Origin of the sequence: Hydrogenophaga sp. (assembly GCF_018780075.1) — a bacterium.
GTDB lineage: Bacteria > Pseudomonadota > Gammaproteobacteria > Burkholderiales > Burkholderiaceae_C > Hydrogenophaga.
This window is the reverse complement of the sequence record NZ_JADMKB010000159.1, coordinates 1-18,820: the sequence shown is the minus strand read 5'-3', so window position 1 is coordinate 18,820 and position 18,820 is coordinate 1. Positions and strand designations below refer to the sequence as shown.

Genomic DNA, 18,820 nt, shown 5'->3' with positions numbered 1-18,820 from the left:
AGCCTCGCATGTCCCAGCTTCCTCCCCTCGCGCCGTCCCTTGCCGGGTCGGCCGCTGCATTGCCGCCGGCCCCAGCCCCGGTGGCCGCAACGGCATCAGCGCCCGCGCCCGTCGCCACACCAACGCCTCCAACACCGAAGCGCCGCCGCACCGGCTTCTGGACGGTGCGCGCGCCGATCTCCCGCCGCGCCTACTGGGTGCTGGCCGTCACCGGGCTGGTCACGCCGCTGCTGATGTGGGCGGCGCTGGCGGCCTGGGGTGGCATGGACCCGACCTTCATGCCCTCGCCGCTGGCCGTGTTGTCCAAGACCTGGGACTGGGCGCTGGAGAACAACCTGCTGGAAGACATGGGCATCAGCGTCTACCGCGTGGTCGCGGGCTTCGTGCTCTCGGCGGTGATCGCGCTGCCGCTGGGCCTGCTGATCGGCTCGTTCCGTTCGGTGCAGGCGCTGCTGGAGCCGCTGACCGACCTGATCCGCTACATGCCGGCGGTGGCCTTCATTCCGCTGGTGATGCTGTGGGTGGGCATTGGCGAGGGTTCCAAGATCGCCATCATCTTCATCGGCACCTTTTTCCAGATGGTGCTGATGGTGGCCGAGGACGTGCGCCGCGTGCCGGCCGCGCAGGTGGAGGCGGCGCAGACCATGGGCGCGAGCCGCTGGGAGCTGGTCGAAAAAGTGATCCTGCCCAGCGCTAAGCCGGCGCTGCTCGACACGCTGCGCATCACCATGGGCTGGGCCTGGACCTACCTGGTGGTCGCCGAGCTGGTGGCCGCGAACTCGGGCCTGGGCTACGCGATCCTGCGCGCGCAGCGCTTCCTGCAGACCGACACCATCTTCGCCGGGATCATCGTCATCGGGCTCATCGGGCTGGTGACGGACCAGCTGTTCCGCTGGGCGCACCGCCGCGCCTTCCCCTGGCTGTACCTGAAAGGCTGATGCGATGAACACCCCCATCACCCCGCTGCCCAAGATCTCGATCCGCAGCCTCTTCAAACACTTCGACGGCGCGCCCACCAACGCGCTGGAGAACGTGGACTTGGACATCGGCGCCAACGAGTTCGTCACCTTCGTGGGCGCCTCGGGCTGCGGCAAGAGCACGCTGCTGCGCACCATCGGCGGGCTCGAAACACAGACCAGCGGCGAGCTGCTGGTGGACAACCGGCCGGTCACCGGCCCGGGCATCGACCGCGCCATGGTGTTCCAGCACTACAGCCTCTACCCGTGGATGACGGTGTGCCAGAACATCAAGTTCTGCCGCCAGCTGCACGCCCACACCAAAGACCGCACCTCGGCCGACGTGGAGGCCGCCGACGGCCGGGCCGACGCGCTGCTGCGCCTGATGGGCCTGCAGGCCTCGGCGGGCGCCTGGCCCAACCAGCTCTCGGGCGGCATGCAGCAGCGCGTGGCCATTGCGCGTGCGCTCATGGGCCGGCCCGATATCGTGCTGATGGACGAGCCCTTCGGCGCGCTCGACGCGCAGACGCGCGAGGTGATGCACGACCTGATCCGCTACGTGCACAAGCTCGAGAAGGCCACCATCGTGTTCGTGACGCACGACGTGGAGGAAGCGCTGTACCTGGGCTCTCGCGTGGTGCTGATGGCGCCGCGCCCCGGGCGCATCGACACCATTTACGACGTGCCGTTTGGCGACCAGCGCGTGCAAGACCTCAAGCACGAGCCGGCGTTCGTGCGCCTCAAGCGCGACATCCTCGATCGCATCCGCGAGACCTCCGGCATGAAGACCGATCTGGAACAGCTGCAGCGCCTGTCGGGCGCGAGCGTTTGAATTTTTCAGGAGACACACCATGAACCCACAAGACATTGCAGACCCCCTCTCCGTGGTGCCGACCAACCCGCCGCAGGCCGCGCCGGTGGACGCACCCGCGCTGTGGCAACGCTTCCCCACCGCTTCGCTGATGGGTGTGGACTCGGCCCGCGCCATGTGGAGCGAGGTGGTGCCCGGCGGCAGCCACTGGAGCTGGCGCATGCCGCGCGGCAGTGCCATTCGTTTTGTGGCCCTGGAGGCCGGGGCCAACGTGAGCCTGGTGCTCTACAGCGCGCTTGAGAAGCTGGAGCGCTACAACATGCCCGACAGCCTGAAGGCGCAGCACACGGCGCACTACACGCAAGGCCATGTGCTCATGAGCGACATGGGCCGCAGCATGGCCAGCTTCACGGCCGACAGCCTGGGCTGGCACGACCCGCTGGGCGCCCTGCTCGACAACGAGCTCATGGCCGCCAAGTACGGCGAGCAGCGCTACGAGCAGGCGCGCAACGCCATGTACCGATCCGGCAAGGACGGCCTGCTGATCGAGATCGGCAAGTACGGCCTGACACGGCGCGACCTGATCGCGCCGGTGAACCTGTTCAGCAAGGTGAGCGTGGACGCGCAGGGCCGCTTCGGCTTTGCGGCGGACCACGCGAAGGCGGGCGACTTCGCGGAGCTGCGCTTCGACATGGACGTGATCCTCGCCGTGTCCAGCGCGCCGCACGCGCTGGACCCAACGCCGGTGTACGCGCCCAAGAAAGTGGGCCTGCTGGCCTGGCGCTGCGGCGCCGCGCCGGCCGACGACTTCTGCCGCGCCTTCCGCCCTGAAAACGCGCGTGCCCTGCACAACAGCGACATGTTGTACCTGTGAGGAGAACCACGATGAACACCGCCACCGACATCCGCATCCTTGAAAGCCAGCTCGACCCGGCCCACGCCGTGCTGAACCAGCGCCACCCCGCGGGCGAGCCCATCCTGTTCGCCGTCAACAAAGGCCAGACGCTGCGCATCGTCGACCTCGAAGGCAACCAGGCCGCCGACGTGATCTTCTACAACCGCGATGACCTGGCCGAGCACTACAGCGCGACCGACACCATGGTCCACCAGGGTGGCATCTACCTGACCACCGGCTCCGTGATCCGCAGCAACGACGGCCGGCCCATGCTCACCATCGTGGCCGACACCTGTGGCCGCCACGACACGCTGGGCGGCGCCTGCGCGGCCGAGAGCAACACCGTGCGCTACGCGCTGCAGAAGAAGTACATGCACAGCTGCCGCGACAACTACCTGATCGCCCTGCAGCGCGCCGACATGGGCCTCACCAAACGCGACCTGGTGCCCAACATCAACTTCTTCATGAACGTGCCGGTGACGGAAGGCGGCGACCTGAAGTTCGACGACGGCGTGTCCGGCCCGGGCAAGTACGTGGAGATGCGCGCCGAGATGGACGTGTGGGTGCTGATCAGCAACTGCCCGCAGCTCAACAACCCGTGCAATGCGTACAACCCGACGCCGATTCAGTTGCTGGTATGGGACCCGGCCTGACCGATCTTGTGTGAACCGCTGCTGCGGGACGGCCCGCAGCTTCCAGCCCCATTTGCAGGACGGCCTGCCCCGGAGACTTCATGTTCAGCAAGGTCCTGATTGCCAACCGCGGCGCCATCGCCTGCCGCATCATCCGCACGCTCAAACAGCTGGGCGTACAGAGCGTGGCCGTGTATTCCGAAGCCGACGCACAGGCGCGCCATGTGCGCGAGGCCGACGAGGCCTACCTGCTCGGCCCCGCGCCCGCCGCCGAGAGCTACCTGCGTGCCGACCGCATCCTGCAGATCGCGAAGGACTGCGGCGCGCAGGCCATCCACCCCGGCTACGGTTTCCTGTCGGAAAACCCGGGCTTCGCCGAAGCCTGCGAGGCCGCGGGCATCGCCTTCATCGGCCCCACGCCGGCGCAGATGCGCGCCTTTGGCCTCAAGCACACGGCGCGTGATCTGGCTGAGCAGCGCGGTGTGCCGCTGCTGCCGGGCTCGGGCCTGTTGCAAGACCTCGCGCAGGCGCAGACCGAGGCACAGCGCATCGGCTTCCCGGTGATGCTCAAGAGCACGGCGGGCGGCGGCGGCATCGGCATGCGGCTGGTGTGGAATGCGGCCGAACTCGCCGATGCGTTCGAGAACGTGGGCCGGCTGGCGCAGGCCAACTTCAAGGACGCGGGCCTGTTCCTGGAAAAGTACGTGGAGCAGGCGCGCCACATCGAGGTGCAGGTGTTCGGCGACGGCGCGGGCGGTGTGATCGCGCTGGGCGAGCGCGACTGCTCGGTGCAGCGGCGCAACCAGAAGGTGATCGAAGAAACCCCGGCCCCGGGCCTGAGCGACGCGCAGCGCAGCGAGCTGCACGCCACCGCCGTGCGGCTGGCGCAGGCGGTGGACTACCGCTCGGCCGGCACGGTGGAGTTCGTCTGCGACGCGGCCACCGGCGCCTTCTATTTTCTGGAGGTGAACACGCGCCTGCAGGTGGAGCACGGCGTGACCGAGCAGGTGAGCGGTGTGGACCTGGTGGCCTGGATGCTGCAGCTCGCCGCGGGCGACCTGCCGCCGCTGGCCACGTTGCAACCCGTGTTGCGCGGTGCGTCCATCCAGGTGCGGCTCTACGCCGAAGACCCGGCGCGCAACTTCCAGCCCTGCGCGGGGCTGCTCACCGAGGTGGTGTTCCCCACCGATGCCCGCGTGGATGGCTGGGTCGAGCGCGGCACCGAGGTGCCCGCCTGGTACGACCCGATGCTGGCCAAGCTCATCGTCACCGCCGACACCCGCGAGCAGGCACTGTTGAAGATGGAAGCCGCGCTGGACGCGACGCGCTTGGCCGGCATCGAAACCAACCTGGGTTACCTGCGCCAGGTGGTGCGCAGCGCGGTGTTCCGCGAAGGCCGGCAGATCACGCGTTTTCTCAACAGCTTCGAGTACCGGCCAGCCACCATCGAGGTGCTGGAGCCGGGCGTGCAGACCAGCGTGCAGGACTGGCCGGGCCGCACCGGCTACTGGGACGTGGGCGTGCCGCCCAGCGGCCCGATGGACGCCTATGCGCACCGCCTGGCCAACCAGCTGGTGGGCAACGCGCCCGACGCTGCTGCACTGGAGATCACGCTCGCCGGCCCCACGCTGCGCTTCAACACCGATGCCGTGGTGGCCGTGACCGGCGCACCCGTGAAGCTCACGCTGGACGGCCAGCCGGTGGCCATGTGGCAGGCGCTGCAGATCAGCGCGGGCAGCACGCTGGCCGTGGGCCGCACCGAAGCGGGCGTGCGCCTCGCGCTCGCTGTGGCGGGCGGTCTGGACGTGCCGGCCTACCTGGGCAGCCGCAGCACCTTCACGCTCGGCCAGTTCGGTGGCCACGCGGGGCGGCATCTGCGCGCGGGCGATGTGCTGCACCTCGCGGGCACGGCCACGCCGGTGGTGGCGGCCACACCCGCCGCGCTGATCCCCACCTACGGCCACCACTGGGACGTGGGCGTGCTCTACGGCCCGCACGGTGCGCCCGACTTCTTCCAGCCCGAGGACATCGCCACCTTCTTCGCCACCGACTGGAAGGTGCACCACAACAGCAGCCGCACGGGTGTGCGCCTGATCGGCCCCCGGCCCCAATGGGCGCGGGCCGACGGCGGCGAGGCAGGCTTGCACCCCTCGAACATCCACGACAACGCCTACGCCATCGGCGCGATCGACTTCACCGGCGACATGCCCGTGATCCTCGGGCCCGACGGCCCCAGCCTCGGCGGCTTCGTCTGCCCCGCCGTGGTGGTGAACGCCGAGCTGTGGAAGCTGGGCCAGCTGCGCCCGGGCGACACGGTGCGTTTCCACCGGCTCTCGCTGGCGCAGGCGGGTGAGCGCGAAGCGGCGGTGGAAGCGGCGTTGTCTTCCCTGGCCGGCGCGCTGCCCGCGACGCCGAGCGACGACGCAGCGGCCCACACCACACCGGTGATCTACGAAGACCCGGCGCGCGAAGACGTGCCCGCCATGGTGGTGCGCCAGGCCGGCGACCGCTACGTGCTGCTGGAGTTTGGCCCGCTGGTGCTGGACATCGAGCTGCGCCTGCGTGTGCACGTGCTCATGACCGCACTGAAGGACCTGCAGGCGCAGGGCCAACTGCCCGGCATCATCGACATGACCCCCGGCATCCGCTCGCTGCAGGTGCACTTCGACCCGGCGCTGATCAACCGCGACGCGCTGCTCAAGGTGCTGATCGCCACCGAGGCCGCGCTGCCGCCGGTGGACGACATGGTGGTGCCCAGCCGCACGGTGCACCTGCCGCTGTCGTGGGACGACCCGCAGACCAAACTCGCCATCGAGAAGTACATGCAATCGGTGCGGCCCGACGCGCCCTGGTGCCCGAGCAACATCGAGTTCATCCGCCGCATCAACGGGCTGGACTCGATCGAGGACGTGTTCAACATCGTGTTCGACGCGCGCTACCTGGTGCTCGGCCTGGGCGACGTGTACCTGGGCGCGCCGGTGGCCACGCCGCTGGACCCGCGCCAGCGCCTCGTGACCACCAAGTACAACCCGGCGCGCACCTGGACGCCGGAGAACGCGGTGGGCATCGGCGGCGCCTACCTCTGCGTCTACGGCATGGAAGGCCCGGGCGGTTACCAGTTTGTCGGCCGCACGCTGCAGATGTGGAACCGCTGGCGGCACGGCGAGGCCGGCACCGTGTTCGAACAGCCCTGGCTGCTGCGCTTCTTCGACCAGATCCGCTTTTATCCCGTGGGCCAGGACGAGCTGCTGCGCATCCGCGCCGATTTCCCGCACGGCGGCTATCCGCTGCGCACCGAAGCAGGCAGCTTCAGCCTGAAGGACTACCGCCGCTTCCTGGCCGACAACGCCGAGAGCATCGCGGCCTTCAAGGCCACGCAGCAGGTGGCGTTCGAAGCCGAGCGCGAGCGCTGGGCCGCCGCCGGCCTGGCCGAGGTGGCGAGCGAGGCCGACGTGGAAGCCGCCGGCCCCGACAGCGAGATCGACCTGCCCGAAGGCGGCCGCCTGATCGCCACCAGCGTGCCCGGCAACGTGTGGAAGGTCGCCGTGAGCGAGGGCCAGCAGGTGCAGGCCGGCGACGTGCTGATGGTGATCGAGTCCATGAAGATGGAGTTCAACCTGCTCGCGCCCGCCAGCGCCACCGTGCACAAGCTCATGTGCGCCCAGGGCGGCTCGGTGGCCGCGGGGCAGAACGTGCTGGTGCTGATCGACGAAGCCGTCTGACCGTCATTCAAACAACATTCAAGGAGCCCTTCGTGAGCCTGAGCACCCTCTCTTTCGACATCGCCAGCATCAAGGCCGCCTACGCCAGTGGCGTGAGCGTTCGCGCCGTGGTCGCCGAAGCCCAACGCCGCTGCGCCAGCGATACCAACCACGCCTTCATCCACCGCCTCACCGACGCGGAGATCGAGCCCTTCATCGCGCGGCTCGACGGCGTGGACCCGGCGAGCCTGCCGCTCTACGGCGTGCCCTTCGCGCTGAAGGACAACATCGACCTCGCGCACATCCCCACCACCGCCGGTTGCCCCGAGTTCGCGTACACCCCCGGCGAGAGCGCCTTCCTGATCCAGCAGCTGCTGGCGGCCGGCGCCGTGCCGCTGGGCAAGACCAACCTCGACCAGTTCGCCACCGGCCTGAACGGCACACGCTCGCCCTACGGCGCGTGCCAGAACGCCTTCAACCCCGAGTTCGTTTCGGGCGGCTCCAGCTCCGGCTCGGCGGTGAGCGTGGCCAAAGGCTGGGTGAGTTTTTCGTTGGGCACCGACACGGCCGGCTCGGGCCGCGTGCCCGCGAGTTTCAACAACCTCATCGGCCTCAAGCCCAGCATCGGCCTGCTCTCGGGCAGCGGCGTGGTGCCGGCCTGCCGCTCGGTGGACACGGTGTCGATCATGGCGCTCACCGCCGCCGACGCGCAGGCCGTGCTGGCCGTGGCCGCGGCCTACGACGACGCCGACGCCTTCAGCCGAAAGGCCGAACCCTTTGGCGTGGACTTCTCGGCCGGCCCGTTCCGATTCGGCGTGCCGCGTCCGCAGGACCTCAACTTCTTCGGCAACGACGCGGCCATTGCCCTCTTTGCGCAAAGCATCGAACGCCTGCATGCCCTCGGCGGCACCGCGGTCGAAGTGGACCTCACCCCCTTCCTCGAAGCCGCGCGCCTGCTCTACGAAGGCCCCTGGGTGGCCGAGCGCTACGTCGCGATCAAGGACTTCATCGAAGCGCAGCCCGAAGCCGTGTTCCCGCCCGTGCGCACGATCATTGAAGGCGGCAAGGCCAAGACCGCCGCCGACGCCTTCGCCGCGAGCTACAAGCTCAAGGCCCTCAAGCGCGTGTGCGACGCCGTGTGGAAAGACATCGACTGCCTGCTCACGCCCACGGCGGGAACGATCTACCGCATCGCCGACATGCAGGCCGACCCGATCCGCCTGAACAGCAACCTCGGTTACTACACCAACTTCATGAACCTGCTGGACTACGCCGCCGTCGCGGTGCCGGCAGGCTTTCAGGCCAGCGGCGACGCGCAAGGCCTGCCCTGGGGCGTGACCCTGGCCGCGCCCGCGTTCAAGGACGTGCCCCTGCTGCGCCTGGCCGATCGTTTCCACCGCGCGCAAGCGGCGCTGTCACTCGGCGCCACCACCGCGAAGCTGGCCGACACCCCCGCCATCAACAGCACCGAGCTGCCCAAAGGCAGCCCCACCGCCGGCACGGTCAAGGTCGCCGTCTGCGGCGCGCACCTCAGCGGCCTGCCGCTCAACTGGCAGCTCACCCAACGCGGCGCGCGCCTGCTCGGCGCGGTGCAGTCCGCGCCCGAATACAAGTTCTACGCCCTCGCCGGCGGCCCGGTCCAGCGGCCCGGCATGGTGCGCGTCGCCGAAGGCGGCGCGGCCATCGACATGGAAGTCTGGGAACTGCCCGCCGAACACTTCGGCAGCTTCGTCGACGGCATCCCCGCACCGCTGGGCATCGGCAAGGTGAGGCTCGCCGACGGCAGCTGGGTCAGCGGCTTCGTGTGCGAGGCGCTGGGGGCTGAAGGCGGCACCGATATCACGGCGCTGAGCAGTTGGCGGGTGTGGCTGGCGAAACAGGCTTGAGCCCTCACCGACCAGCGCGCCGCGCGGCCTCAGGCGAGCCGTGCAGCCTCGCCCGCAACATGCCCTGCCAGGGTGGTGACGAAGGTTTTGAGGCTGGTCATGTCGGAGATGGGCGAGTGTTCCCCCGATTTGCTTGCGTTTCTGGGCGAGGTCAAGAGCGCGGCTGCGGTGTACAGCCGCTCTTGCATCAGTCTTTGGCAAAGCACGTCGTATCGCTTCAGGTACGACGCGCACTGGAATTCTTTGAACACGGGGAAATGGGGCGACTTGTCTTTCACCTCTTTGCGCGATGCGGGAGCGTCTTCAACCAGCATCAACCAACCCACGAAGGGGAGGGTTTGTTTGCCAAAGGCCCCTTCGCGGTAGGCGGTCCAGAAGTCGTGTGCCGTACCGATGGCTTCCTCGGTTCGGTTGTTGAAGTTGTTGCCGAACGAAGGACCCACTTGGCTCTTGAGTTCAATGGCGGCAATGAGCTGGCCTTGGTGGATGACGAGCAGATCCCAGAGTTTGGTGGGGCGGAAGTAGCCCGGCAGTGTCACCACGGCCCGCTTCTGGTGGACTTCGGCATTCGCGAGCCCGTTGGCTTTCATGAGGTCGATGATCAGATCCAGAAACCCATCCATGTTCTTGCCGGAGGTCACGCCGGCGCGCTCGCCCTGGTCGATTTTTCCGGATGCCAGTTGCCTCGCGCGCGCTCCGTCACGGTTTGCCCAGAAGGCAGTGACTGCCTTTTTCGCCTTTTCCTCGTAGTTGATCAGGTCGAGGGCCATCGTTACTCGCCATTTCCGCCGAGGGCTGCGGCCTCAGCAGGTGTCAGGCCGTACAACTTGAATACCGCGCGGTTGCAAGCAGCGATGTCCAGGGCCTGTGCGGCTGTGCGCAGCTCTTCCCTCAAACCGGCGGGCACTTGCTCCCATTGCGGTAAGCGAATGCGCCGAAGGTATTGGGCCTGAAAGCGGAGGAAGCCGCCACGCATCTTGGTGGAATAACTCGCCACGAACAGCCGGGTTGCGCTGGAGAGCAGAACCGCCTGCAGCGTCTGCAAATCCCAGGTGGTCGATGTGACGAAGTACAGGTTGTGGTGTGGGTAGAACTTGCCTTCGTCGTAGACGATCTGTGCTTCACCTTTGATGTCCGGGATGAGCAGTTTGGGCTCATGGATCAGGGACTCGGTGATGCGGTCGATGGTGCGGTACCAGTTGGCGGGGGCCTTCTGAGCGACGTGCCGGCGGCAGATGGCGTCTTTGTGCACTTCCAGGTAGCGCTGGAGCCGTGGGTAGTCGGCAAGGTCCACCAGACCAGATCCTGGGCCGTCCTTGAATGGGTTGATCACGCCGAAACCTCGCCAGATGACGCGGCCGGACTGAATGTCTCGGGTCATGACCAGTGGCAGCTTGCGGTCGTCCTCGACATCGAGTTCGTCGTATCGACCGATGAAGGCCTTGTCTGCGCCGGTGGCAACGCCGATGCCGACCTTGCAGCCCACTTCTTCCAGTGTGGGGAAATCGCGCTCCAGGCGCCGGAGCACGGCCATCTGGTCGGAGCTGTCCAGAATCCAGGGTTCGGCACCAGCGGTGACGCTGACCATTTCCCTGACCGATGAAGTAGCCGGGTCTGTCACGGGGGCCAGCAGTTCGCTCGCTAAATGGCTCAAGGCCCCGGCAGAAATCTCCGGGTTGTTGGCGGTGCGTGTGACGCCGGCTTTTTCACGGCCAATGATGGTGACGGCAGGATAGGCGATCACGTCGGAGTGAAAGGCCGTGGCATTGCTCATGTCCACGAACACACGGAGATGAAAGTCTTTGGCGACCATGGCACGCAGCGGACCTCCGTAGCGGTTTTTCATCCAGCGGTCGGCACAGATGAAGCCCAGCACGCCTCCCGTCTTGAGTGCTCGCAGGGAGCGTTCGATGAAGGGAATGTAGAGGTCGGCACGGTCGTAGACCGTGTTGTAGCGGCTGCGGTATTCGGCAAGTAGCACTGGGGGAATGAGCTCTTGGCGCACATACGGCGGATTCCCTACGACCACGTCGAAGTTGTCGGGCAGATCGGCCAGCAGGAAGTCGCCGCAAAGGAGCCAATGGTCGGCCAGCGCGAGGGCAGCGCTGGCAGGAATGCTGGAATTGGTGAGCAGTCGCGCGATCGCCGCAAACGTTCGCTCGTAGGTGTGGCGATGCAGTTCAACGGCGCGGATGCATGGCCCCAGTGTGACCAGCGGTTCGCCTTCTGCGCCAGCCGATTGCCACGCTTGAAGCAGTCGCTCGACAGCGGGAACCAGGAAGTCACCATCGCCGAACGAAGGCTCCAGCAGACGCAGAGTGTGCAAGGGCTTGTTGGCGGTGTAGCCGCTCAGATCGAGGATGAAGTCGGCAACCTCGCGCCTGGTGTTCACTGCACCCCGTTCCTCGATACCACCTGTGGACGCCAACTGCTCTACGGCCGCTGTGACAGGGCACTGGTCCAGCAGAGAAGGCTGCTTGAGCGCGATGGAGACCAAAGACATGGGGCGGAGGGTTCCGTTCTTGAGGTTTTGCAGTCTAACGCAGGCTGTACAAAAAGCCAGATGTCTGAGTAGCCCTGTCCAAGCGCCGCCCCACACGCTCACTCGCCCGGCGCAGCCGCTCCTTCAGCACGGGTGGCTCCAGCACATCAAAGTCCACGTCCAACGCCATGAGCCAGTAGACCAGCGAGTCCAGCTGGCCCGTGCCGCAGAGCATGAGGCAGTGCGCGTCGTCGATGGCTTCCCGCGTGGCGGCGGACGTGCCCGTTTACAGTTCTCCCCCCGTGCCGCCGCCATGCGACTGCGCACTCTGAATTTCGATCTTTCGTTGAAACCTATGCAGATTCGTCTATCCCTCGCTGTTTTCTTGGCTGTTGCCGCTGCGGGCTGTGCAAATGAGAGTGGTGCGCGGCTCGGCCTCACTTCCGCCAAGTCCCCTGTTCTGGCCATCCTCGCTGACGACCTGTTTACTGGCGAAGCCGTGGGCTACATGGATCGAACTGGAACCATCGACATCGCATCAGTCGTGGACCCCAATCTAAAGTGCGTGGGGCAGTTTCGTTACACGGGATCGAAGGCAGGCGTTGCCACCGTTCGCTGCAACGATGGAGGAGTGGGCGAACTGTCTTTCAATGGGCTCAGTTTGCTGAGCGGATATGGATACGGAACGACCTCACGTGGCCCGGCGAGCTTCACCTTTGGGCTCACGCCCGAACAAGCATTGAAGTATTTGACGCTGCCAAAGGGAAAGCAGCTCATCAAGCGCGAAAAGGGACCCGTACTTGAGAGCGTCTGAGGGCCTACGGCAAGGCCCATTGCCCTTGATACTCAAAGGCCCTTCTGTCTCAACGCCAGTCCGACTCACTGAATCCTCCATGCAAGACAGCAATACCCCGCTCCGGACCGACCCGGTTGCGACTCCTGAGAAACCGTCCGGACGTCGAGTTCGCATCGCGCTTTACGTCGGCCTCTGCTTGGTGGTCTCCCTGGCTCCGATGGTCCTGGAAATCGCACGCTACCCAGACGGTGAAAGCCGCGTCGCTGAGATGCTCGGCGCGTTCGGTGGACTGTTGGCGCTGGCAGTCCTCACGTTTCCTGCTGGCGTTGTTGCTGTTTTTCTTTGGTGGCTGCTGGTGTGGAATGGCATTGCCACGCCGTCTGAGGGTGTTGCCGCGGTGGTGCCCGTATTCATCGCTGTCGGCTACCTGCAGTGGTTCGTGTGGATTCCCAAGTTTGTGCGCCGCGGGTCGAAAGCTGATTCGCGCTAGTGATGGGGTTCTGGTCGCCGGTCATCACCCGCCCCCCCGCGCCAAGCTCCGGCCCACCCGCTCACTCGCCCGGCGCAGCCTCTCCTTGAGCACAGGCGGCTCCAGCACATCAAAGTCCACGTCCAGCGCCATCAGCCAGTAGACCAGCGAGTCCAGCTGGCCCGTGCCGCAGAGCATGAGGCAGCGGGTGTCGTCGATGGCCTCCAGCGTGGCGGCGGATGGGGGAATGGTTTTCGCCATCACCTCGCGCGACTGGTGCAGCACCACGCGCGCCTGGTCGCCCTGCTGGTGCACGCCGGCCATGGCCCCGGTGACGTAGGCGCGCAGGTCGCCCGCGGGCGGCGGGCGCGGCGCGAAGTGCGCGCCGGTGCGGGGCGTGCCCTGCACGCGGTCGATGCGGAAGGTGCGCCAGTCGTCGCGCGCCGGGTCCCAGGCCACGAGGTACCAGTGGTTGCCGGTGTGCACCAGCCCGTGCGGCTGGACCTGGCGCACGCTGGCCTGGCCGCGCAGGTCGCGGTAGCTGAACCCCACCTGCAGCTGGTCGCGGCAGGCCGTGGCCAGGGTGGCCAGCACGCCGGCATCAATGGTGGGCCCGATGCGCTGCACCGGCACGATGGCCGAGCGCAGCGCGTGCGTGCGGCGGCGCAGGCGGGTGGGCATCACCTGCTCCAGTTTCACCAGCGCACGCAGCGAGCTTTCTTCCACACCGCTCACAGTGCCGGCCGCGGCGATCTGCAGGGCAATGGCCACCGCCAGCGCCTCTTCGTCGTCCAGCAGCAGCGGCGGCAGCGACTGCCCCGCGCGAAACGCATAGCCGCCCGCCACGCCGCTGCTGGCGTGAATGGGGTAGCCGAGCTGGCGCAGCCGGTCGATGTCGCGCCGCAGCGTGCGCGGGTGCACCGCCAGCCGCTCGGCCAGCTCGGGGCCGGCCCAGTGGCTGCGGGTCTGCAGCAGCGACAGCACCCGCAGCAGGCGCGATGACGAAGAAAGCATGTGTGCACTCTAGCTTTTATTGAGGGCCGTAACTGTCCGCAATGGGCGCGACATTGTGGCCACGGGTTCGGCACGGTGTCGAGCCCGCCACTCACACCTCCAAGGAGCCCTTCATGTCCCAAATCGTTCTCTACTGGCACCCCATGTCCAGCGCCACCCCGGTCGCTTGCGCCCTCGCCGAACTCGGCGTGCCGCACGAGCGCGTCAAGGTCGACATCACCACCGGTGAGCAGCGCCGACCCGACTTCCTCGCCCTGAACCCCAATGGCAAGGTGCCCACCTTGACGGTGGACGGCGCGCCGATGTTCGAGGCACTGGCGATCGAGCTGTGGCTGGGCCACACCTATGGCGTGCAGAGCGGCCTGTGGCCGGCCGGCGGCACGCCGGAACACTTTCAGGCGATGTCATGGAGCACCTGGGCCTACGTGACCTACGGCGCGCAGCTGGTGCGCCTGCAGGCCGCGAAAGACATGGGCACGCCCGACGACGCGCACGGCACCGCTGCGCACAAGGCCCTTGACGGGCTGCTCAGCGTGCTCGACGGGCGCCTGAGCCAGAAGCCCTGGTTGCTCGGCGATGCGTACACGCTGACCGACCTGATCGTGGCCTCGGTGATCGGCTACAGCGTGTACCTCGGCGCACCGGTGGACCAGCACCCGACCACGCACGCCTGGCTGCAGAAGGTGCAGGCGCGTCCGTCGATGCAGATCGACGCCTGACCGGAAGTGCGGTCAGCCAAGAGGTCGATCGGGGCGGAGCGTCATGCCGTTTTCACTAGGTCGGGCTGAGGGTCTGCGGGGTGAGAATGAAGCGATGACCACCTCAACCTCCTCCTTTCTCTCCGACGCAGACGGCACCCAGGTCGCGACCTACACCTGGGCGGACGTGGCCGGCCCACCCGCCGGCGTCGTGCAGATCGCCCACGGGCTGGCCGAGCACGGCGAACGCTACGACCGGTTTGCCAGGGCGCTCAATGCGGCCGGCTTCGTGGTCCACGCGGTCGACCACCGTGGGCACGGGCGCACCGCCGACGGGCGACTGGGCGACTTCGGAGCCGCCGGGTTCGGTGGCCTGATTGCCGATGTGGCCCAGTTCGGCGCCGCGCTGCGGGCGCAGCACGGCGGCCTGCCGGTGTTCCTGGTCGGGCATTCGATGGGGTCGTTTGCCGCGCAGGCGGCCATGCTCGATCACGCCTCCACCTGGTCGGGCGTGGTGCTGTCCGGCTCGACCGCGCTGGACATGCTGGCCGCCGGCATGGCCAATGCGCCCGCAGACGCGCCCGCCGGGCTGGAGGCATTCAATGCGGGCTTTGAACACCGCACGGGATACGAGTGGCTGTCTCGCGACGCCGCCGAGGTGGACGCCTACGTGGCGAACCCCTGGTGCGGGTGGGAGGTGCCGGCCGATGTGATTCCTGCCTTGTTCGCGCCCGCGCCCCGGGTGGCCGATCCCGCGCTGCTGGCGGGCATCCGCAGCGACCTGCCGGTGCTGATCGCTTCCGGCGATGCCGACCCGCTGGCGGGTGGCGGCGCGCTGATCCAGTTGCTGGGCCAGCGCTACCGCGATGCAGGACTGGTCGACGTGACGGTCAAGCTGTACCCGGGCGCCCGCCACGAAATCCTGAACGAGAGCAACCGCGATGAGGTGACCGCCGACATCGTGGCCTGGCTTCGCGCCCACTCGGCGCACACCTAGACCGTTGGAACCGTGCCGCCGTCGATCAGGTGCTCTGATCCCGAGATGGAGCCCGCGCGCGGTGACACCAGGAAGGTGATCAGATCGGCCACCTCTTCCGGCCTGGCCGGTCGCCCGAGGGGGATGCCACCCAGCGACTGCATGATGATCCTCTGGCCGCCTTCGTAGTCCGTTCCGGCCTGGTGGGCCAGCCGCTCGGCGAGTGCCACGGAAGCTTCCGTCTCGATCCAGCCGGGCGCGACGCTCAGGACGCGAACGCCCTGGGGTGTCACCTCTTTCGACAGCGCCTTGCTGTACGTGGACAGGGCCGCCTTGGCCGCGGCGTAGGCGGTCGTCGATTCCGGTAACGGCAGCAGGCGTTGGATCGAGCTGACGTGGACGATGACGCCGGAACCCTGGGCCAGCATGGCGGGCAGCAGCGCGCGATCGAGCCGCACGGCCGGCATCAGGTTCTGGTTCAGTTCGTTGAACCAATGCACATCGTCGAGGGCCGCAAAGCCGCCACCCGGTGCGCTGGAGCCTCCCAGCACATTGACCAGGATGTCCACGCCGCCCCATTGGCTGAGGACCGACTGCGCCACATCCGCCACGCCTTGCGCTGTGGAGAGATCGGCTGCGAAGTAGGTCACGCCGTCGATGGCCGTCGCGGGCAATGAACGCGCTGTGGTCATCACCTGCACGCCTTGCCGGTGCAGACCATGCACGACGGCGGCGCCCACGCCCTTGGTTCCGCCCGAGACCAGGGCGCGCTTTCCTTGAAGTTGAAGATCAAAGCTCATGCGGTGATCTCCAGCGAGGCGATCAGGCCGCGCTCCAGGCGAAAGCGGTACCGCAGGTTCACCGGGCTGCCGGGGAAGTTGCCGGTCACCCGGCTGTGGACGATGTGATGCCCGCTGTCCTGATCGAGCGCGAAAGGTTCGGTCGTGTAGGCGAACCGGGCCGATGCGGCCGCTTTCCACGCCCGGATGGCGTCCTGTCCGGTGTGGGTCAGGCCTTCGTCCTTCACGGTGGCTTGCGCTGCGAAGCAGCGGGCCAGCGCGTCGGGGTTCTGCCGGTCGGCCGCGAAGTAGGCGGCGATGGGCTCGGGAAGATTCAGATCGGTCATGGTGAAAGCTCCTGATGGGTGAAGGCCTCAGGATGCGACCGCGGGAGAAATTAGTGAATCACCTAGAATATGAATTCGTTATTTAGCAATGAATACACAATGCGCGGCTCGGACTACGCAGAACTGAAAGCCTTTGCTGCCGTGGTCGAACGCAGTAGCTTTGCGCGAGCCGCAGAGCATCTCGGTGTGTCGCCTTCGGCGCTGAGCCAGACCATCCGTCAGCTCGAAACACGGCTGGGTGCACGGCTGCTGAACCGCACCACGCGCAGCGTGGCACCGACCGCAGCAGGCCAGCAGCTGCACGCCCGCATTGAACCGCTGTTCCGGGCATTGGACGACGCCGTTGCCCAGACCAGTGCGGCCGCGGGGCAGATGGGCGGAACGCTGCGGATCAACACGCTGGGCATGGCGGCCCGGCAGATCATTGCGCCGCGGCTGGGCCGGTTTCACCGTGCACACCCCGGTGTGACGCTCGACATCGTGGTCGACGACGGGCTGAGCGACATCGTTGCGGGCCGCTTCGACGCGGGCATCCGGGTAGGCGGACGGCTGGAGAAGGACATGATCGCCGTGCGCCTGACACCAGACGTGAAGATGGTCGCGGTGGCGTCGCCGGACTATTTGGCGCAGCGCGGCACGCCGCAATCGCCCACCGACCTGCAACGCCACGCCTGCATCAACTGGCGGTTGCAGACCGATGGCAGGACCTACCAATGGGAGTTCGAGAAAAGGGGCCGGCGGATCGAGGTGGCGGCGTCCGGGCCACTCGTCACCAACCAATCCGACATCGGCGTTGCCGCGGCATTGCAGGGTTTGGGCATAGCCTATGCATTCGACCGTGAGCGTGTCGATGAGCATCTTGCTCAGGGGCGGCTGGTGCAAGTCCTCTCCGACTGGTCGATCACGCGGCCGGGCTTGTTTCTGTACTACTCGAATCGGCACCACCGAGCGGCGATCCTGGGCGCGTTCATCGATTGCCTGCTGGACCGCGACCTTGCCAAGCCGGCAGCACGGCCCAAGGTATCCGCGTGATCGGTTAACGCCAGTGGTACCTCAAGCGGGTGGTGCCAGGAGCGGTGCCAACGCCTTTTGCCCGACCGGCGTCACCACCACATCCCGCCCCGCACCACGCCGCACCCATCCCTGCGCCACCAGGTGCAGGTACAGCCGGTCGGCCAGTTCGCCGGCCAGGTGGTCGCGCCGCTCGGACCAGTCGAGGCAGGGGTAGGCGTAGCGCCTCTTCTTGCCGGGCTCCGGCGGCTCGAAGCCCAGGCGCTGGCACCAGGCGCGGCCGCTGTCGGTGAGTGCGTAGCCGGTGCTCACGGGCTGCAGCCCGTCCGCCGCCATCAGGCCGTCAAACAGCCGGGTGCCCAGCCGCCCCGCCAGGTGCCCGTAGCAGCAGCGCGCGTAGCGCAGGCGCGTCCGCTCGGGCGAGGACCATGCGCTGTCGTGTTCGCCGCGCTCGGCCACCACGGCCAGCGCTTCCAGCGCGTGCGCCACGTCGGCGTCGGCCAGCCGGTAGTAGCGGTGGCGCCCGCGCGGTTCGCACACCACGAAGCGCGCTTCCAGCAACTGGGCAAGGTGGCCGCTGGCGGTGGCGGGTGTGACGGACGCGGCCTTGGCCAGCTCGCTGGCGCTGGCGCATTCGCCGCTGAGCAGGTAGGCGAGCATGCGCGAGCGCGCCGGGTCGGCCACCATGGCGGCCACGCGGGCGAGGCGGGGTTCGTGCGGGGTGTTTGTCATCGCTCTCAGAGTAGCGCAGCCAGCGAGTCGGCGGGTGCCTGTGTGCGGTCAAGCAGGCCGTAGTCGCGCAGCACGGCGGCCACGCGCAGGCGGTAGCCCGCGAACACGGCGCTGCGCCCATCTTGCTGCGCAGCCCTGTGGTGCCCCTGGCAGCGCCACGCGCGCACCGCGGCCTCGTCGCGCCAGAAGCTCAGCGAGAGGTAGCGGCCCGGCTGGGTGAGGCTTTCAAACCGTTCCACCGACAGAAAGCCGTCGGTGGCCTGCAGCTCGGGCAGCAGGGCGGCCGCGATGTCGAGGTAATCCGCCGCGGCCCCTTCGTGCGGTTCGACCTCGAAGATGACCGCGATCACGGTGCCACCTGCCGGGGCTGGTGGCGGGTGCCGGCCACGTCTTCGAGCCAGGAGCGTTCTTCGCGCAGGATGAAGCGTTGCGCCTGCGCCATCTCGAAGTTGGCGCGGCCTTCCGCATCGCTGCGCAGCACGGCGCGGTAGCGTTCGTAGGCGGCCAGGTCGTCAAAACCGATCAGGCCCCAGGCAACGTCATTGCTGCCTTCGTGCGGCAGGAAGTAGCCGATGAGTTCGCCGCCGCAGCGGGGAATGATGCGGCCCCAGGCCTCGGCGTAGCGGCGGAAGGCC

The 18,820-nt window shown here is 67.5% G+C and carries 19 protein-coding genes; 11 read left to right on the top strand and 8 right to left on the bottom strand.

Translation table 11 applies throughout. From position 1 onward, the window contains the following. Positions 1 to 8: 8 nt before the first annotated feature. From IV088_RS24095 to atzF, 6 genes are all read left to right on the top strand, one after another. Positions 9 to 938, top strand: coding sequence for an ABC transporter permease (locus tag IV088_RS24095; RefSeq protein WP_291106995.1), 930 nt, complete (start codon positions 9 to 11; stop codon positions 936 to 938). A 4-nt stretch (positions 939 to 942) separates the two neighbouring features. Further along, positions 943 to 1,788 carry an ABC transporter ATP-binding protein gene (locus tag IV088_RS24090; protein WP_291106993.1) on the top strand — a complete coding sequence of 282 codons (846 nt, stop codon included), beginning with the start codon at positions 943 to 945 and terminating at the stop codon, positions 1,786 to 1,788. A gap of 130 nt (positions 1,789 to 1,918) precedes the next feature. Further along, positions 1,919 to 2,641 (top strand): urea amidolyase associated protein UAAP1, encoded by a 723-nt coding sequence (locus tag IV088_RS24085; RefSeq protein ID WP_291107019.1) that lies wholly within the window; start codon positions 1,919 to 1,921, stop codon positions 2,639 to 2,641. A 29-nt stretch (positions 2,642 to 2,670) separates the two neighbouring features. Beyond that, positions 2,671 to 3,315, top strand: a complete 645-nt coding sequence (locus IV088_RS24080) for an urea amidolyase associated protein UAAP2 (RefSeq protein ID WP_291107017.1) — start codon at positions 2,671 to 2,673, stop codon at positions 3,313 to 3,315. Between the two features lie 80 nt (positions 3,316 to 3,395). Continuing rightward, positions 3,396 to 7,016 carry an urea carboxylase gene (uca, locus tag IV088_RS24075; protein WP_291106992.1) on the top strand — a complete coding sequence of 1,207 codons (3,621 nt, stop codon included), beginning with the start codon at positions 3,396 to 3,398 and terminating at the stop codon, positions 7,014 to 7,016. 32 nt (positions 7,017 to 7,048) lie between these two features. Continuing rightward, positions 7,049 to 8,881 (top strand): allophanate hydrolase, encoded by a 1,833-nt coding sequence (gene atzF / locus IV088_RS24070; RefSeq protein ID WP_291106990.1) that lies wholly within the window; start codon positions 7,049 to 7,051, stop codon positions 8,879 to 8,881. 29 nt (positions 8,882 to 8,910) lie between these two features. Here the strand turns inward: atzF and IV088_RS24065 are convergent, their stop codons facing one another. After that, on the bottom strand, positions 8,911 to 9,651 hold the full coding sequence (locus IV088_RS24065) for a PaeR7I family type II restriction endonuclease (protein WP_291106988.1): 741 nt from the start codon (positions 9,649 to 9,651) through the stop codon (positions 8,911 to 8,913). Positions 9,652 to 9,653: 2 nt separating this feature from the next. Beyond that, a complete protein-coding gene (locus IV088_RS24060) occupies positions 9,654 to 11,384 on the bottom strand; it encodes an Eco57I restriction-modification methylase domain-containing protein (RefSeq protein ID WP_291106986.1) in 1,731 nt (576 codons plus the stop codon). Positions 11,385 to 11,604: 220 nt separating this feature from the next. Between IV088_RS24060 and IV088_RS24055 the strand changes: the two genes are divergently transcribed. Together IV088_RS24055 and IV088_RS24050 are read left to right on the top strand one after the other, a co-directional pair. Further along, complete coding sequence (locus IV088_RS24055; RefSeq protein ID WP_291106984.1) at positions 11,605 to 12,177, top strand: hypothetical protein; 573 nt, start codon at positions 11,605 to 11,607, stop codon at positions 12,175 to 12,177. A 79-nt stretch (positions 12,178 to 12,256) separates the two neighbouring features. Continuing rightward, complete coding sequence (locus tag IV088_RS24050; RefSeq protein ID WP_291106982.1) at positions 12,257 to 12,649, top strand: hypothetical protein; 393 nt, start codon at positions 12,257 to 12,259, stop codon at positions 12,647 to 12,649. 24 nt (positions 12,650 to 12,673) lie between these two features. Here the strand turns inward: IV088_RS24050 and IV088_RS24045 are convergent, their stop codons facing one another. After that, the gene (locus IV088_RS24045) at positions 12,674 to 13,642 is read right to left on the bottom strand and encodes a YafY family protein (protein ID WP_291106980.1); all 969 of its coding nucleotides are present in this window, start codon (positions 13,640 to 13,642) and stop codon (positions 12,674 to 12,676) included. Positions 13,643 to 13,755: 113 nt separating this feature from the next. On the opposite strand from IV088_RS24045, the gene IV088_RS24040 reads away from it, so the two are divergent. Continuing rightward, the gene (locus IV088_RS24040; protein WP_291106978.1) at positions 13,756 to 14,361 is read left to right on the top strand and encodes a glutathione S-transferase family protein; all 606 of its coding nucleotides are present in this window, start codon (positions 13,756 to 13,758) and stop codon (positions 14,359 to 14,361) included. Between the two features lie 94 nt (positions 14,362 to 14,455). Next, positions 14,456 to 15,337 carry an alpha/beta hydrolase gene (locus tag IV088_RS24035; RefSeq protein ID WP_291106976.1) on the top strand — a complete coding sequence of 294 codons (882 nt, stop codon included), beginning with the start codon at positions 14,456 to 14,458 and terminating at the stop codon, positions 15,335 to 15,337. Here IV088_RS24035 and IV088_RS24030 read toward each other — a convergent pair. Together IV088_RS24030 and IV088_RS24025 are read right to left on the bottom strand one after the other, a co-directional pair. Beyond that, positions 15,334 to 16,116, bottom strand: coding sequence for an SDR family oxidoreductase (locus tag IV088_RS24030; RefSeq protein ID WP_291106974.1), 783 nt, complete (start codon positions 16,114 to 16,116; stop codon positions 15,334 to 15,336). The genes IV088_RS24035 and IV088_RS24030 overlap by 4 nt on opposite strands. Then, positions 16,113 to 16,442, bottom strand: coding sequence for a nuclear transport factor 2 family protein (locus tag IV088_RS24025; RefSeq protein ID WP_291106972.1), 330 nt, complete (start codon positions 16,440 to 16,442; stop codon positions 16,113 to 16,115). The genes IV088_RS24030 and IV088_RS24025 overlap by 4 nt, the downstream gene beginning before the upstream one ends. A gap of 99 nt (positions 16,443 to 16,541) precedes the next feature. On the opposite strand from IV088_RS24025, the gene IV088_RS24020 reads away from it, so the two are divergent. Then, positions 16,542 to 17,474 carry a LysR family transcriptional regulator gene (locus IV088_RS24020; protein WP_291107015.1) on the top strand — a complete coding sequence of 311 codons (933 nt, stop codon included), beginning with the start codon at positions 16,542 to 16,544 and terminating at the stop codon, positions 17,472 to 17,474. A 21-nt stretch (positions 17,475 to 17,495) separates the two neighbouring features. On the opposite strand, the gene IV088_RS24015 is transcribed toward IV088_RS24020, so the two are convergent. The 3 genes from IV088_RS24015 to IV088_RS24005 all read right to left on the bottom strand — a co-directional run. After that, positions 17,496 to 18,185, bottom strand: coding sequence for a metalloregulator ArsR/SmtB family transcription factor (locus IV088_RS24015; protein ID WP_291106970.1), 690 nt, complete (start codon positions 18,183 to 18,185; stop codon positions 17,496 to 17,498). Positions 18,186 to 18,190: 5 nt separating this feature from the next. Beyond that, positions 18,191 to 18,535: an antibiotic biosynthesis monooxygenase gene (locus IV088_RS24010; protein ID WP_291106968.1), complete on the bottom strand. Its 345-nt coding sequence runs from the start codon at positions 18,533 to 18,535 to the stop codon at positions 18,191 to 18,193. Beyond that, the coding region (locus IV088_RS24005; protein WP_291106966.1) for an NIPSNAP family protein at positions 18,532 to 18,820 on the bottom strand (289 nt) is incomplete at its 5' end. The genes IV088_RS24005 and IV088_RS24010, both read right to left, overlap by 4 nt.